Source organism: Acidobacteriota bacterium, from assembly GCA_039030395.1.
Taxonomy (GTDB): domain Bacteria; phylum Acidobacteriota; class Thermoanaerobaculia; order Multivoradales; family JBCCEF01; genus JBCCEF01.
Window position 1 is genome coordinate 158,022 of sequence record JBCCEF010000008.1, and the last position, 15,661, is coordinate 173,682.

Annotated in this window: 10 protein-coding genes; 6 read left to right on the forward strand and 4 right to left on the reverse strand. The window is 67.7% G+C overall.

Annotated elements, in window-relative coordinates:
• Nucleotides 1-99 precede the first annotated feature (99 nt).
• The 3 genes from AAF481_10435 (at nt 100) to prfA (ending at nt 4,449) form a co-directional block, all read left to right on the forward strand.
• Nucleotides 100-2,691 (forward strand): M14 family zinc carboxypeptidase, encoded by a 2,592-nt coding sequence (locus tag AAF481_10435; GenBank protein MEM7481579.1) that lies wholly within the window; start codon nt 100-102, stop codon nt 2,689-2,691.
• 339 nt (nt 2,692-3,030) lie between these two features.
• Nucleotides 3,031-3,246 (forward strand): 50S ribosomal protein L31, encoded by a 216-nt coding sequence (gene rpmE / locus AAF481_10440; protein MEM7481580.1) that lies wholly within the window; start codon nt 3,031-3,033, stop codon nt 3,244-3,246.
• 126 nt (nt 3,247-3,372) lie between these two features.
• The gene (prfA, locus tag AAF481_10445) at nt 3,373-4,449 is read left to right on the forward strand and encodes a peptide chain release factor 1 (GenBank protein ID MEM7481581.1); all 1,077 of its coding nucleotides are present in this window, start codon (nt 3,373-3,375) and stop codon (nt 4,447-4,449) included.
• A gap of 93 nt (nt 4,450-4,542) precedes the next feature.
• On the opposite strand, the gene AAF481_10450 is transcribed toward prfA, so the two are convergent.
• The 4 genes from AAF481_10450 to AAF481_10465 form a co-directional block, all read right to left on the reverse strand.
• Nucleotides 4,543-5,748, reverse strand: coding sequence for an MFS transporter (locus AAF481_10450; GenBank protein MEM7481582.1), 1,206 nt, complete (start codon nt 5,746-5,748; stop codon nt 4,543-4,545).
• Complete coding sequence (locus AAF481_10455) at nt 5,739-7,028, reverse strand: FAD-dependent oxidoreductase (GenBank protein MEM7481583.1); 1,290 nt, start codon at nt 7,026-7,028, stop codon at nt 5,739-5,741. The genes AAF481_10450 and AAF481_10455 overlap by 10 nt, the downstream gene beginning before the upstream one ends.
• Before the next feature lie 482 nt (nt 7,029-7,510).
• Nucleotides 7,511-8,146 (reverse strand): YciI family protein, encoded by a 636-nt coding sequence (locus AAF481_10460; GenBank protein ID MEM7481584.1) that lies wholly within the window; start codon nt 8,144-8,146, stop codon nt 7,511-7,513.
• A gap of 229 nt (nt 8,147-8,375) precedes the next feature.
• Nucleotides 8,376-10,730 (reverse strand): MMPL family transporter, encoded by a 2,355-nt coding sequence (locus AAF481_10465; protein MEM7481585.1) that lies wholly within the window; start codon nt 10,728-10,730, stop codon nt 8,376-8,378.
• 194 nt (nt 10,731-10,924) lie between these two features.
• On the opposite strand from AAF481_10465, the gene prmC reads away from it, so the two are divergent.
• The 3 genes from prmC (at nt 10,925) to AAF481_10480 (ending at nt 15,649) form a co-directional block, all read left to right on the forward strand.
• A complete protein-coding gene (prmC, locus tag AAF481_10470) occupies nt 10,925-11,779 on the forward strand; it encodes a peptide chain release factor N(5)-glutamine methyltransferase (GenBank protein ID MEM7481586.1) in 855 nt (284 codons plus the stop codon).
• 208 nt (nt 11,780-11,987) lie between these two features.
• On the forward strand, nt 11,988-13,262 hold the full coding sequence (gene murA / locus AAF481_10475; GenBank protein ID MEM7481587.1) for a UDP-N-acetylglucosamine 1-carboxyvinyltransferase: 1,275 nt from the start codon (nt 11,988-11,990) through the stop codon (nt 13,260-13,262).
• Nucleotides 13,263-13,357: 95 nt separating this feature from the next.
• Nucleotides 13,358-15,649, forward strand: coding sequence for a lytic transglycosylase domain-containing protein (locus AAF481_10480; protein ID MEM7481588.1), 2,292 nt, complete (start codon nt 13,358-13,360; stop codon nt 15,647-15,649).
• Nucleotides 15,650-15,661 lie beyond the last annotated feature (12 nt).

Here is a 15,661-nt window from a genome sequence, read left to right on the forward strand (position 1 = left end):
CTCGGCCGCCCGCTCCGCCGGGGGCGCCATAGCCTTCGGGCTCGGTCCCGTGCAGTTTCCTCTGGGGCTCGTCAGACCAGAACTCGCCTGCTCGTCGTCTTGGCGCTCGCCTTCTGGTTACTGCCAGCGGCAGTGGCGCAGCAGCCGGAAGCGGCCTGGCTCTCCGAGCGCACCGACGGAGCCGCCCTCGCCCTGCCGGCGCTCGATCCGGAGATCCCTCATCCGGCGGCCCACCTCGGCTACCGCCTGGGCGAACGTTTCACCCGCGGCGACGAGATTCGCGGCTACTTCGAAGCCCTGGCAACCGCCTCGGACCGGGTTTCCCTGCGCGAATACGGACGCACCTACGAGGACCGCCCGCTGACCCTGGCGGTGATCACCAGCCCCACTCACCAGAAGCGCCTGGAGGCGATCCGCGGCCGCCAGGCGATGCTCGCCGATCCGGAAGACATCCGGGCCGCCGAACGTCAGGCGCTGATCGACGAACAGCCGGCGGTGGTTTGGCTGACCTACGGCATCCACGGCGACGAATCGTCGTCGAGCGAAGCGGCGATGGCGACGGCCTACCTGCTCACCGCCGGCGGCGACGACGTCTCCGAGCTGCTCGAAGACTTGGTGGTGGTGATCGATCCCAACGCCAATCCCGACGGCCGCGCCCGCTACGTGGGTGACTTCGAGCAACGCCGTGGCCGGCGGACGTCGAGCGATCCACTCGCCGCCGAGCACCGCGAAAACTGGCCCGGCGGGCGCTTCAACCACTACCTGATCGATCTCAATCGCGACTGGAGTTGGGCAACCCAGGTGGAAACCCGCCAGCGCCTCACCGCCTATCGCGCCTGGGAGCCACTGGTGCATGTGGACCTGCACGAGATGGACGCCGAATCGAGCTATTTCTTTCCGCCGGTGGCGGCGCCCATGAACCCGGCGATCGACCGGCGGGTGGAGGAATGGCTGGGGGTGTTCGGCGCCGCCAACGCCCGCGCCTTCGACGCTCGGAGTTGGCTTTACTTCAAGGCCGAAGACTTCGATCTGTTTTACCCCGGCTACGGCGACTCCTACCCGAGCCTGCGCGGCGCCGTGGGGATGACCTACGAGATGGCCGGCGGCGAAGAAGCGGGCCTGGCGGTGGTGCGACCGGACGGCACCGAATTGCGCCTGGCGGACCGCATTGCCCGCCACCTGACCACCTCCTGGACGACGTTGCGGACCGCCGCCTCTCAGCGCGCTCGCTTGCTCGAAGATTTCGTCGCCGGCCGCCTCGACACCTTGCGCCAGCCGCCGACCACCTACCTGTGGCCGGCGGATGCCCCGGAAGGCCACGCCATGGCCCGGTTGCTGACCTTTCACGGGGTGCGGATCGACCGTCTCGCCCGCCGGCAGGAACTGGCCGTGCGCCGGGTCGGCGACGGGCGCTCCGGTGAGCGGCGCTTTCGGGCCGGCAGTTACGCGGTGACCACGGCGCAACCGCTGGGCAATCTGGTGCGCACCCTGCTCGATGCCCGCACCCCACTACCGCCGGCCTTCGTCGATCGTCAGCGGCAAAAACTCAATCGGCTGCAGGAGCCGGACTTCTACGACATCACCGCCTGGTCGCTCCCCCTCGCCTATGGCGTGCCGACCTGGACCTTCGCCGGCACGCTGGAGGATCTCTCCGCGGCCGAGTTCTCCTCCCCCGTTGGCGCCTTGGAGGGCAAGGGCCGGGTGGGCTACTTGGTCCCCTGGAGCGGCGTGGCCGGCTACCGAGCCGCCGGTCGTCTACAGGAAGAGGGCATCGCCTATCGACTGGTGCTGGCGGATCTGGAGGTGGAAGGGCATGTCTACACCGCCGGCAGTCTGTTCGTGCCGGCCGAGAATGAAGATGCCCCGGACTCCCTGGCCGAAAGCATGGCGCGAATCGCAGAAGAGTGCGGCGTGGTGATCCGCCGCGTCGGCACGTCGTTCTCGACGGACGGCATCTCCCTAGGCTCGGATCAGGCGCCGCGGGTGCGCCCGGCGCGCATCGGCCTGATCGGCGGTCCGGGTTTCGAAGCGCTGTCCTTCGGCAGCCTGTGGCACCTGCTCGACCGGGTGGTGGAAGCCCCCGTCACCCGCCTGGAAAGCCGTGACCTGCGCGGCCCGATGCTCGACGCCTTCCAAGTGATCATCCTGCCGGACGGACACTTCCGGGCCGATGGCCGGGGCGCCCTGCCCAAGCGGGCGGGCGATGCGCTGGAGCGCTGGACCCGGACGGGCGGATTACTGATCGCCGTCGGCGAGGCGGTGGAGTGGCTACGGGCGCGCAATCTCACGACCATCGACGAGCGCCCGTACCGCAGCGAAGACGGGGCCCCGCGGCCGGAAGTGCCGGGGGCCGCCCTGGCGACGGAGCTGTATCGCGACAGTCCCCTGGCGGCAGGCCTCAAGGGATCACCGGCAGTGCTTTTCCGGGACGCCAAAATCCTCGCGCCGCTCTCCGACCGACGCGAGAACCTGCTGCGCGTCGCGGATTCTCTGCCGGTGACCGCCGGCCTGGTGTGGGACGAAACCCTGAGGGATCTACCCGGCGCCCTGCTGGTCGCCAGCGAAACCGTCGGCCGCGGGCGCACGGTGGTGTTCGCCCAGGATCCGGCGTTTCGGGTGTACTGGCGGGCGACCATGCCGCTGTTCCTGAACGCGGCCCTGCACGGCCCGACCTGGGGTGTCGAGCGATAGAGAATCCAGGACCTGCAGGGGAGAAGTTCTCAACGAACCTTGGAGAGAGAGCCCGAGGGGCCTTCGGCCTCTCTCTCCAAGGCCGGGGCACGATGCCCCACAAAGGTCTTATTCGTGCGTCGCTGAGTATTGGATGACCCAAAGCGGGAATTTCGGGGCCCAAGTCGACGGTTGAAAGACTCGCCCCGGCAGATCTTGCCAAAGGGCCACGGATCGGCTAGCGTTGACGATTCGCGCAGCACGGCCGGACCGGCCCAAACGGAAGAGCCGCGCGGTACTTTCAGTCAATCATCCGGCCCCAGCTATTTTTCGGAGTCATTTTTCGGAAGGACCCGTATCGTGAAAACCGACATCCATCCCACGCTCCACAAGGTCACCGTCACCTGCGCCTGCGGCAACTCCTTCGAGACCCACTCGACCAAGGAAGAGCTGCGCCTCGAGATCTGTAGCGCCTGCCACCCGTTCTTCACCGGCAAGCAGAAGCTGGTGGACTCGGCGGGCCGCGTCGAGCGCTTCCAGCGCCGCTACGGCAACCGCGACAAAGCGGCTTCCTGACCTCGCGGTCGGCAGGGGGTTCGGCTTGCTCCAGGCGAGTGAGCGGACCTCCTCCACGAAGCCTTCCTTTGCTCATTCCCCGGCGGCCTTCCGCCGCCGGACGGCTCCCACCGGTAGACCCAGGCCATGCTCGAAAAACTCGCGCACATCGAAGACTCCCACCAGGAGCTGACCCGCAAGCTGGCGGATCCTGAGGTGCTGGGCAATCCCAAGGAGTACACCGAAGCCTCCAAAGCCCTGGCCGAGATCGGTCCGGTGGTGGAGCTCTATCGGCAGTACAAAGAGGTGCGGCAGCAGCTCGAAGAGACCCGCGAGATGCTCGAATCCCTCGACAAGGGCGACGAGCTCTACACCATGGCGCAGGAGGAGAAGGAGAGCCTCACGACGCGGCAGGGCGAGCTGGAAGGCAAGCTCCAGGTAGAACTGATTCCGAAGGATCCCAACGACCACCGCAACGTGGTGTTGGAGATCCGCGCCGGCACCGGTGGCGACGAGGCGACGCTCTTTGCCTCGGAGCTGTACCGCATGTACGGCCGCTATGCCGAGGAGCACCGTTGGAAGATCGACGTGATCGATCTGTCCGAGTCGTCCGTCGGCGGCATCAAGGAAATCTCGGCCATCGTCGAAGGACGCGGCGCCTACAGCCGCCTCAAGTACGAGGCCGGGGTGCACCGGGTGCAGCGGGTACCGCAGACGGAAACCTCCGGCCGTATCCACACCTCGGCGGTGACCGTGGCGGTGCTGCCGGAAGCCGAGGACGTGGAGATCGACGTCGCCGAAAGCGACCTGCGGGTGGACCGTTTCTGCGCCTCCGGCCCTGGCGGCCAGGGGGTGAACACCACCTACTCGGCGGTGCGCCTCACCCACCTGCCCACCGGCCTGGTGGTGTCCTGCCAGGACGAACGCAGCCAGATCAAGAACAAGGCCAAGGCCCTGCGGGTCTTGAAAGCCCGGCTGCTCGAACTGGAGCAGGAAAAGGCCAATTCGGAACTGGCCGAAGAGCGGCGGCAGATGGTGGGAAGCGGCGACCGCTCCGAGAAGATCCGCACCTACAACTTCAAAGAGAACCGGGTGACGGACCACCGCATCGGCCTCACCCTGCACCAGCTACCGGCGGTGCTCGAAGGGGATATCGACCCGTTGATCGATCCGCTGATCAACCACTACCAGGCGGAGCGCATGGAGCGCGAAGCCCGCTCCTGAGCCGGCCGCAGTACCCAGCCGGCTCAGTCGACTACGGCGAAGCCGGTACCCTTCAACAACAGCAGCTCGAGGCTGGCTCTGGCGGACGCGAACTCAACGAGGAGTTGCCTCGACGACGGTGAGTCGATCCCCCGAACCCCTTCGAAGCGCCAGCAATAGGGCACCGCTGACCAGCAACATCGCAGCGAGAACCGGCCATGCCCGAAGCCAACCGAATGCTCCCAACAGAAGGCCGAATGCGACCGGACCGACGGCCTTCGCGAGGGTCGTGAAGAGCTGCAGAAGGCCGTTGTTCTTGCCAAAACTGCCAGAACCGCCCCATTCGACGACGACGGCGGGTCTTAAAACCGTGCGCGCCCCGTTGGTCGCCCCAAAACCCAGCACCATCAGGACCGTGGCCCAGGTGGCGGGCCAAATCACAGGCAGCAGAAGCGCCACGGCCGTCAGCGGAAATGTCGCCCACAGGAGCACCAGCGCCGGAACTCCGGTGCCCGCCGCGGTGGCGAGCCGACCTCCGATCTTCGCTGCTCCGGCGAGGCCCGCGATACCCGCTGCTGTTTGCAGAGATTCGCCTCGCTCGTGAATGAACACCACCAAGTGAACGTTCACCACGACGCTTACCGCGTCGGCGATCATCAAGGCCAGCGCAAAGGTGCCGAAGCCAGGGATTCGTTCCTGGACCTGCGGCGCCCGGTCCTGTTCAGCGATCACCTCTTGCCGCGGGGAGACCTTCGGCAGACTCGCCGCGAGCGGCGCCACGACCAGGGCCAGGAGCGAGGCCAGCACGAGCAGGGCAGCTCGCCAACCCCAGCTTTCGCCGAGCAGGCTGGCGAGCGGCATGAAGAGGGTTGAGGCCAAGGCACCGATCAGGGTAATGATCAGAATCGCCTTGCGACTCCTGCCGGGGTCCGCACGGACGACCGTCGCGAAGGCGGGAGCGTACAGCGTCCCGGCCATGGCGAGGCCGATCAACGCCCAGCCGATGAAGTAGACGAGCAAGGTGGTCGACATACTCCACACGGCGACCCCGAGGCTGCCGGCGAGGGCTCCAACCGCCATCAGACCGCGCGACCCACGACGATCAATCCAAACCCCGACCAGCGGAGCCGCCATCCCCGCGACGAAAAGAGCTGACGAAAACCCTGCCGCGAGAGCGGCGGAGGACCAACCGAGTTCGCTCGCCATCGGGGGCAAGAAGACCGCGAAGGTGTAGTAGAGAACACCCCAGGCGATGACCTCGATCAGGCACAGCTTCCCGATCAGCGCCCGGTACCCGACATCGCCAGCCTTCAGCAGCATTTCCCTGCAGAATCCTTCTCCTCACCGGCCAGGTCCGTCGAGCAAACTCCCGTTTCGGGAAGAATCAACTCCACCCGGCCCGCCGCCTCGTCGTCTTGCGCCAGGTGCGCCACGATCGAGCGAACCTGTTCGTAGCCGGTGCGCAGCAGGAAGGTGGGGGCCCGACCGTAGCTCTTCATTCCTGCGATGAAAAACCCCTTCTCGGGATGCCCGAGTTCCTTGAAACCGTGCGGCCGGACGCTCCCGCAGCTATGAAAATTCGGATCGATCATCGGACCGAGATCCTTCGCCGCTTCCGTCGCTACATCGAGTTCTAGGCGAAGTTCGCGCAGCATCTCGTGATCCGGCCGAGATCCGGCGGCCACCACGATTTCGTCGACCACGACCTGCCCGGCGCCCTCGACGTCCACCACTTCCAGCCCCTCCTGGTGACGCCGCAGCCCACTGATCGAGAGCCCCGTGAGCAGCGTGACGGCGCCGCTCCGGACGGCTTCGGCTACGCGGGTTCCGAGTTCACCTCGCTGTTGAATCTCGTCGGCTTCGCCGCCGCCCCATAGTTTTCTCGGATCCCTCTTACGAACCGCCCAGGCCACCAAGGTGCCGGGCTCGTGCTGGGCAAGCTCCACCAGATCGAGCACGCTTCCGATCGCCGAGTGGCCCGACCCCACCACCAAAACCCGCTTGCCGGCATAACGCTCGCGTTCCCGATGGAGCACATCCGGCATCCCATAGCGAATTTGACTCCGGAACTCGGCTTCGCCGTCGGCCGGTACTCCACCGGCCCCGAGGGGATTCGGCGTGGTCCAGGTACCGGAGGTGTCGATCACGGTCTTTGCGGTGAATCGGCGAGGGCCGTCGGGGGTATCGGCCACGATCAGGAAAGGAGCCTCATCACGGGCTCCGTTCTTCATCCGATCGTGCCCCACCTTGGCCACCGACACCACTTTGTGATTCAAGCGGATGTTGTCGCCTATGCCGTCGATGGTTGCCAGCGGATCGAAGAACTGCTCGACGAGCTCCTTGCCGTAAGGGACGTAGTCCTCGTCCGGCGGCTGCCAATCGGTATTCGCCTCCAGCAGGCGCCGGCTCGGCGGGTCGACGAGATACGACCAAGGCGTGAACAGCCTCACGTGCCCCCAGTCCCACATGCTCGCGGCAACGCGAGGACCGGCCTCGAGAATCAAGGGCTTCATTCCCCGTTCGACCAGGTTGGCGGCGGTCGCGAGACCAATGGGACCGGCACCGATGACAGCTACGGGAAGGTGGGTGTGATTCGACATGAGCTTCTCTCCAAAGGTCGGTTCGCGTTTTTGCGACTCAACCAGGTAGTCGGAGAACCTCGAAAAAGGACGCAGAATGAACCCGGAGCCCACCTCTTGAAGCGCCTCTGCGGGACCTCCCGAGAGGCACGACGAGGAAGAGTTGCCAACGGGCAACCATTCAGCCCCTCACCACAGCGGTGAGAGCGCTCGAGTTGGGGATAGGAATGGAGAGGTCTTTGACGACGGCCGCTAGCCCGACCTTCTCACCAGCCTTCTGCTGCGAGGGCGGATGCGCCTGCATCTGCGGCGTCCTTTGGCCTCTCCGCTCCTCGACGTACTTCGAGTACGCCTACGTCGCTTCGAGAACCAAACTCCTTGCAGCTACAGACGCCTACGCCCTCTCGCGACGAAGTTGGTGAGAAGGACGGGCTAGCCGATCAGACGAGATCGGCGACAGGGTGAGCCGTCAGTTTTTCGGCAATGCTGCCAGGCCCAGCTCCTCAGGGCGAGGAACCTGTTGTCCGACCAAGCCTTTCGAGAGTCTTCGAACCAAACCAGGGCGATAGGTCCCACTCGAGGTCCTGTTCGCCACTCGCGGCGATCAGCATTTGACGCGCCTCGTCAACGGTCTCGGCGTTGACGACATAGAGGCCCGTGGCCTCACGTCCACCTCCCAGACGACCGGATACGGTAACCATTCCTTCGGCGACCAGCGACGCAACAGCAGCATCTGCCCGTTCCGCGTGGGGTGACCTCGCGACTACGAACATCCGCATCCCATCGAGCCCCTCCTCGTTGTCCTCTTCGAGCTCGAAGAGCGTACGTAGAGGATCGTTGGCTTCGAAGGGATGAGCGTCGAAGACGAAGACTCCGGCCTGCACGGCGGGATCGGTCGCGGTCAAGGCATCGGCCTCTTCCACCTCGTCTACGTCGAAGACGAAGATCCCTCGATCCCTCGGATCCGACCTGGGCTCGCCCAGCGGTCCGGCCATCAGCAGAAAACGTTCGTCGAACAACCGACCCATGTTGGCGAAGTGACCCTCCAGGGCGACGGCGCGCTCCTCCTGGGTCAACTCCGTCGAGCCGCCAGACTTCAGCCAAACAAGAACGTAGCGACTGCCCAAACCGGTAGGCACAAGTACTGATTCAGCCGAGGAGGAATCGGCATCGACGGGGGGAGCCGAAGGCTGCCTACTTCGATCCGTCGAACTGCAAGCAGCGAGGACGATCAGGGGAAGAAGGAGTCGTCTTTGCACGGTGGTTTCCCATCCTAATGCATTTCCCTGCTCTCGGTTCAAGCCCCTTGCAGGGGGTAGACCCTTCCAAGATGAGCCGCCCGCGCTGCGACCGGCTTGAAGGCTTCGCCTATTCCCTGTTCAGGAGCGCCGCCAAACCCAGCAGCGTCAACACCGCCGCCGACAGCAGCGCGGCGGCCACCAGCAGACCGAGATAGGCGTTCGCCGGCACCTGGGAAAGGCCCAGGAGGCCGAAGCCCAGGGCGATAGCCAGACTGTCGGCGATAATCGCCGGGCCGGTGGCGGCGAGGGAGGCCGACACGCCGCCGCCCTCGGCACCCCCTCCTTTTTCGCCGTGCTCGCGCCGGGTGCCCTCCAGGAAGTGAACGCCGTAGTCCACTCCGATACCGAGGGTGACAGCACAGAACATTGAGGTGGCGACCCCCAGGGGTACCCCTAGCCAGCCCATCAGCCCGAACACCCAAAGCACCGCCACCGCCGCCGGCAAGATCGCCAGGGCGGCGCGTTTCGGCGAGCGATAGAAGAGCGACACGGCCAGAAAGGCGCCGGCCAGGGCGAGGAGCAGAGACGACACCTGGGTACGCACGATCGCCGGGATCATCGCCTGGCTAACGGCGACGTCGCCGCCCAGCTCCAAATGCCCGCCGTGGGGCTCGAGCAGCTCTTCGACGGAAGCCTCCAGCCGCGCGATCAACTCCGCCGTGTCCCGGTAGTTGGCGTCCTTCAGGAAAAGGGTCATCACGCCGCCGGTGAGGTCGTCCGTCAGCACCTCTTGGCGCTTGTGCTTGCCGCGCGCCATGTCGAAGCGGTCGAGCAGCCGGCCGAACTGGTAAGGCTCTTCGGGCAGCTTGCGGCCGCCCTCCTGCCGCCCGAGCCACAGGTAGGCGACGGTGACCAGTTGCGAAAAGGGGCCGAGCACACCGCCCACTTCCGGCTCCCGCCGCATGCGCTCTTCCAGCTCGCCGACGGCCTGCAATGTCTCGTAACGGAAGAGCGGCCCGGACCAGCGGGTGAGGCCGGCGTAGTCCCGCTTAGGATCGTCCGGCCGCGGCTCGAACACCAGGTGGGCGAGCAGCAGGTGGGTGCCGAAGAAGCGCTCGTCGACCCGTTCCGTGGCCTGCCGAAAAGGGCTGCCCTTGGCGAATCCGTCGATCCAGCTATCCTGCACCACCAGCGCCGGCAGGCCCGCCGCCAGCAACACGGTGACCGCCGCCAGGGCGATCAGCACCGCCCGGCGGCGGGAGCGGGAGGCGATCCAGGGATCGATCCGGCGCTGAATCCAGGGCGCCGCCGGCGAGTCCGCGGCCGCCTGGGAGTCCGACACGGCCCGGCGCAGGCGGTCGGCACCGAGGAGGGTCAACATCGCCGGCACCGCCGACAGCGACCACAGCATGCAGAAGACGATGCCGATGGCCGCGAACAGGCCGAAGAAGCGGACCGGCGGAATCTCCGACGCCAGGAAGGAGCCAAAGGCCAGGGAGGTGGTGAGCGAGGTCACGACGATGGGGCGGGTGAGCTGCCGCATGGTGCTGCGAACGGGCTCCGGCGCACCCTGACCCAGGTGTCGCTGGTAGCGCCACAGAATGTGGATCTCGTCCGCCAGGCCGAGGGTGGTCAAGATCACCGGCAGCACCGCCGTGGTCAGGTACACCGGCACCCCCAGCCAGCCCATCAGGCCGAAGGTGAAGATCAGCGCGGCGCCCACCTCCGCCAGGGCCAGGACGACCCCCCACAGGCGGCGGCAACCGATCCACACCACCAGCGCGATCACCGCGATGGCCAGCGGCAAGAGGAGGGAAAGATCTTCCAGGATGTGCAGGCCGAGGAGCGCCTCGGCCACCGGCGCGCCGACCACCAGCACGCGATCCGGACCGGCGTCGAAGGTCGCCACCTCGGCCTCGACGGCGGCCATCAGCCGGCGCCGCTCCTCCGCCTCGGGACCCTCGCCGTGGGCCGCCGGCACGCCGACCAGGAGAGTGGTCGCCTCGCCGTCCAGCGCCACCAGGGTGCCGTCGAGAATCTGGGTGGCGGCCAGGTCGCCGCGCAGCAGGTCCATCTCCTCAGGCGTGCTCGGCACCGGCTCCAGGAAGGGCCGAAAGCGTAAGGTGCCGGTATACACCCGGTCGCGCTTCTCCGTCGCCAGGCTCGAAACGTAGACCTCGCCGAGGCCTTCGAGGGCCACCAGCCGATCGCTCAGTTCGCGCACCCGGGCGAGGGTTTCGGTGTTGAACAGCCCGTCCGGGTGGTCCGTCTCCACCACCACCGCCACCGCGTCGCGCAGGTCGAAGCGCTGCCGAATCTCGGCGTCCTTTTGGACCGCCGGGTCGTTCGGCGGCACCAGCGCATGACCGTCGGTGCGCAGCTCCAAGCGCAGCAAGCCCGGCGCGGCCAGCAAAACCACCAGCACGCCGAAGGCCAGCGTCGCCTTCGGGCGGCGAAGCCCCAACTCCGGGAGCCGCCCCATCACCCGTTCGATCAACGTCTCTTTGCTCGCTTTCCGCGACGGACTTCGCCGCCCCCGCGCATTCACTGTTTGCTGAACGTCTATTCTCTCTCTTCGAGGTGTCCGGCGCCAGCGGTTGCGAGACACCGACTCTCCCCTGGAGTTCAGCGCGAAAAGCGTTGGGATCCCCTAACGCGGTCCGATACTCTCGCCCGATGGAACGAACCTTGGGCGCCCTGGTCGCCGACGCCCGGCGGCGGTTTCGTAAACTCTCGGCGAGCTTCGAGATTCCACCGCGGGAGGCCCTGTTGCTCGCCGGCCATGTCCTCGGCTGGAGCGAAAGCCGGGTGCTCGCCTACCCGGAGCACATCCTTTCGCCGGCGGAGGCGGCGCGCTTCGAGGCACTTCTCGGGCGCCGCCTCAGCGGCGAGCCCTTCGCCTACCTGACCGGCGAGCGGGAGTTCTACGGCCGTCCTTTCACCGTCGATCGCCGGGTACTCATTCCCCGACCGGAGACGGAGCATCTGGTCGAAGCGGCCCTCGCCCTCGCTCTGCCGGCGGCGCCGCGCATCCTGGACATCGGCACGGGTTCCGGCTGTATCGCCGTCACCCTCGCCCTGGAACTGCCGGGGTGCCAGGCGGTCGCGGCGGATCGTTCCCTCGACGCCCTGCGGGTGGTCCAGGCCAACGTTCGGCGCCACCGGGTGGACAACCGGGTGGCGCCGGTAAAGGTGGACCTCGCCGCCGCTCTGGATCTGTCTTCCTTCGATCTGGTGGTATCCAATCCGCCCTATGTCGACCCGGCCGACACCGGCGAACTGTCGCCGGAGATTCTCGACTTCGAGCCGGCGAGCGCGCTCTTCGCGGAGCGGCGGGGGCTCGCCCTGATCGAAGATCTGATACAAGAGGCGACGGCGATGGCGCCGGGGACCTGGATGCTGCTGGAGATTGGCCGGGGGCAGGCGCCGGGAGTGGAGCGCCACGCTGCATCGCGAGATTGGGACATCGGCGCCACAATCTCTGACTACGCTGGCATTGCGCGAGTCGTCCAGCTTCGCCGACCGCGTTAGCAGGGTGCTGAAAAGGACTTCCCCGATGAAGTCAGCACGCCTGCTAGCTGACTCTTAGGAGGGGGCTGGGCGCCTCCTCGGTCGAAAAGAACGGACTTTTCGGCCTCACCCCATCCACGGCGGCGTTGCCGCCGCCTCGCCGGGGGCGCCCAGACCTTCGGGCTCGGACGCAGAGGGCGACAGTTCAAAGAGCGAGTAGGAGCAATCGATGGAAAGATTTCGCATCCAAGGTCCCAGCCGCCTGGCCGGAACGGTCCGCGCTTCGGGCGCCAAGAACGCCGCCCTGCCGGTGCTCGCCGCCAGCCTGCTGTCAGACGAGGCGATCGAACTCGCCAACGTGCCCGAGGTGCGCGACATCCGCACCATGGGCCGCCTCCTGGAGCACCTGGGGGTGGCCGTCGAATCCCCCGCCGAGGGAAGGCGCCGGCTGCGCTGGACGGGCCCGTACTCGAGTGCCCACGATGCCCCCTATGAGGTGGTAAAGACGATGCGCGCCAGCGTTCTGGTGCTCGGTCCGCTGCTCGCCCGCCACGGCCGGGCGCGGGTGTCGCTGCCCGGCGGCTGTGCCATCGGCGTGCGGCCCATCGACCAGCACTTGAAAGGCCTCGAAGCCCTGGGCGCCGAGATCGAGCTGGACCACGGCGACGTTTCGGTGCGCGCCGAGCGGCTGACCGGCGGCCGCTTCCGCTTTTCCACCCCCACCGTCGGCGGCACCGAGAACCTGCTGATGGCGGCGGTTCTGGCCCGCGGCACCACGGTGCTCGAAAACTGCGCCCGGGAGCCGGAGATCGTCGACCTGGCGAATCTGCTGACGGCCATGGGCGGCCGCATCGAGGGAGCCGGCGAAAGCACCATCACCATCGAAGGGGTGGAATCCCTGGGCGGCGCGCAGCACACCATCATTCCGGACCGCATCGAGGCCGGCACCTACCTGATCGGCGCCGCGCTGACCAGCGGCGACGTCACCGTCACCGACTCCCGAGCCGCCGATCTGGCGCCCCTGCTCGAAAAACTGGCCGAGGCCGGAGCGACCGTCGACGCCGCTGAGGCCTTGATCCGGGTGCGCGGCAACGGCGGCCTTCGGCCGACCTCCATCGACACCGAGCCGCATCCGGGCTTCCCGACGGACCTCCAGGCCCAGTACATGGCGATGCTCACCCGCACCGAGGGCGTCTCCAAGGTGTGCGAGTTGGTGTTCGAGAACCGCTTCCAGCACGTTCAAGAGCTGGCCCGCATGGGCGCCGACATCCGGGTGGACGGCAACTGCGCCGAGATCCACGGCCCCACGCCGCTCACCGGCGCCCACGTGATGGCGACGGACCTTCGCGCCTCCGCCAGCCTGGTGCTCGCCGGGGTAGCGGCGGAGGGCGAGACCATCGTCCACCGCATCTACCACTTGGACCGAGGCTACGCCCGGATGGAATCGAAGTTGCAGGATTTGGGAGCGCGAGTCGAGCGCTTCAACGTGCCGATGGGCCAGTGAACTGGGGGGACTGGTGATCCAGCGGACCGTGGGGCGCCTCCGCTAACCCACTCTGTAGACCCCGTTCTGCTAACCAAGGCCCCTGGCGACCACCGGTGAACCGACTGAACTCTTCCCGCGCGCTCTTCGCGCTCAGCCTAGCGATCACGGCCGTCGTAGTCCCGGGTTCCGCCCAGGGGCAGGCGGATCCGCGCCCGGTGCTGGTCGAACTCCAGCTCGAAGGCCGCTGGGCGGAAGCCCTGGAAGTCACCGAAACGCTGCTGCGAGAAGACACAGAACGGGCGCACAGCTTCGGCCTCGACTTCCTGCGCGGCCATCTCCTCACCCAGCTCTGCCAAGGACCGGACGCGGCGCGGGCCTTCGTGCAGTCGATGGCGCGCACGCCGGCCCTCGAGATGTACAGCCGCTATCGGCTGGCCCTGGAACAAGAGAAGGCTCAGCATCCGGAAGTCGCCGCCGGTCTGGTGGCAACGGTGGTCGCCTCCGGTCCGGAACCCCTCGCCGGTCCCGCTACGGAGGTGCTCCACCGCACCGTTCTGGCCGGCGGTGACTGCCGCCTGCTGCGTGGGATCTCGCGCCACCGGCTGCCCGAGGATAGCCAGCGTCAACTCGCCGTCACCAACGGCGTCTGTGCCGAGCGCCGGGGCACGCTGGACGAAGCCCGCGAGATCTACGCGGCGATTCTGGCCGCCGACCGACAGGACGATCCGGCCCGCCAAGCGGCGGAGCGCTGGTACCGGATCCTGGTGGGTTCGCCGGAGCCGGCGGCGGCCCGCGCCCTCGGCCGTACATTCCACCACCACCGGCAATTCGACCGGGCCATCGAGCTGCTCGAACCGCAGGTGCGCTCCTACCGGGGCGAGCTGGACGGAGAGGAGTTCGACGTCGCCTACGAGCTGGTGCGGAGCTACTTCTGGCAGGAGCGCTTTGCGGCCGCAGCGGCCGGCTTCGGTACCCTCGCCGACCGGGTCTCCCTGCCCACCCGCAAAGCGCAAGCCCTCTACCAGCAAGGGCGATCCTTGGAGTTGAACGGCGAGTGGGCGCTGGCGGCGCAGACCTTCCGCCGCGCCTACCTGGCCGACCCCACCGGCCGGTGGTCGTCCTCGGGCCTGATCGGGGCAATGCGCCTCGAATGGCGCGGCGGCGACGAAGACGCCGCGTTGGAACTCCTCGACCTACTCAACTCGCGCCGCCAGTGGACCCGGGTCGGCGCCCGGGCGGCCCTGTTCGCGGCGGTCTCGGACCTGGTCCGCGGCCGCGCCGACCGCGCCGGCCGCTGGCTCGACCTGGCGGACAAGGACGCCGCCCGCAACGCGCTGGAGACCAACTATTGGCGCGGCCGCCTGGCGGAACTCCAGGAATCCCCAGACGAGGCGGTCCGGCGCTACTTGGCGGTGCAGCGGATGAACCTGCATCACCCGCTCGGCCAGGACGCCCGCCGCCGACTCCGCCTGACGCACCTGGAGGGACCGGCGCGAGCCGAGGGGCTGCGGCAAGCCGCCGCCGGGGAACTCTACCCCGCCTGGCTGCTGCTAGAGGACGACCACCCGCAGAAGGCTCGCGCCGCCGGCCGTCTGACCGAGCGCTTCGCCCGCGACCGCCTCGCCGGACCGATCGTGGCTGCTGCCGAGCGCCCGGTGCGCAACTGGCCCCTGTGGACCGCCGTCACCCGCACCGCCGAAGACAAGCTTCTGGCGCTGGGAATCTGGTGGGAAGGACTGCCTTCGATCCAGCGCAACTTCCCAACCTCGTCACCGGACTTGACCTTCACCGGCGGCCTGCTGCAAAACCGCGCCGGCCGCACGGATCGCGCCATCGCCCGCGCCGATCTGCTGGTGCGACGCACCGCCGACCGGGTGCCGGACCCCTTCCTGCCGGAGCGCCTCCGGCGGCTCCTCTACCCCTTCCCGCACAGCGATCTGCTCGCCGCCCAGGGAAGGAGGTTCGGTGTGGACCCCTACCTGCTGGCGGCGGTGATCCGGGAAGAGAGCCGCTTCGACCCGCGCGCCCTGTCGTCGGCTTCGGCCCGCGGCCTCACCCAGTTCGTCGCGCCGACGGCGCGCCGCATCGGCGCCGAGATCGGCCTCGGCGAGGTGACCGCCGACGACCTCTACCGGCCGGAGGTTTCCGTGCCGTTGGGCGCCGCCTACCTGCGCGGGCTCCTCGACCGGGCGCGGGGCATGCCCCACGTCGCCGTCGCCTCCTACAACGCCGGTGAGCCGCAGGCCCGCCTGTGGCGCAGCTACTGCTACAGCGGCGAGGCCGCCGAGTATTACTCCAAGGTCACCTTCACGGAGACCCGCGGCTATCTGCGCAAGGTGCTCACCAGTTGGTCCCAGTACCGCGACATCTACCGGGCGGACCTCGCCGAACGGAGCGGGCGCTGACCGGCAGCCACC

Bases quoted from the DNA above. Each gene is read 5' to 3' on its own strand.
- prfA (MEM7481581.1), top strand. From the start codon at position 3,373: ATGCTCGAAAAACTCGCGCACATCGAAGACTCCCACCAGGAGCTGACC.
- AAF481_10450 (MEM7481582.1), bottom strand. From the start codon at position 5,748: ATGCTGCTGAAGGCTGGCGATGTCGGGTACCGGGCGCTGATCGGGAAG.
- AAF481_10455 (MEM7481583.1), bottom strand. From the start codon at position 7,028: ATGTCGAATCACACCCACCTTCCCGTAGCTGTCATCGGTGCCGGTCCC.
- AAF481_10465 (MEM7481585.1), bottom strand. From the start codon at position 10,730: ATGGGGCGGCTCCCGGAGTTGGGGCTTCGCCGCCCGAAGGCGACGCTG.
- prmC (MEM7481586.1), top strand. From the start codon at position 10,925: ATGGAACGAACCTTGGGCGCCCTGGTCGCCGACGCCCGGCGGCGGTTT.
- murA (MEM7481587.1), top strand. From the start codon at position 11,988: ATGGAAAGATTTCGCATCCAAGGTCCCAGCCGCCTGGCCGGAACGGTC.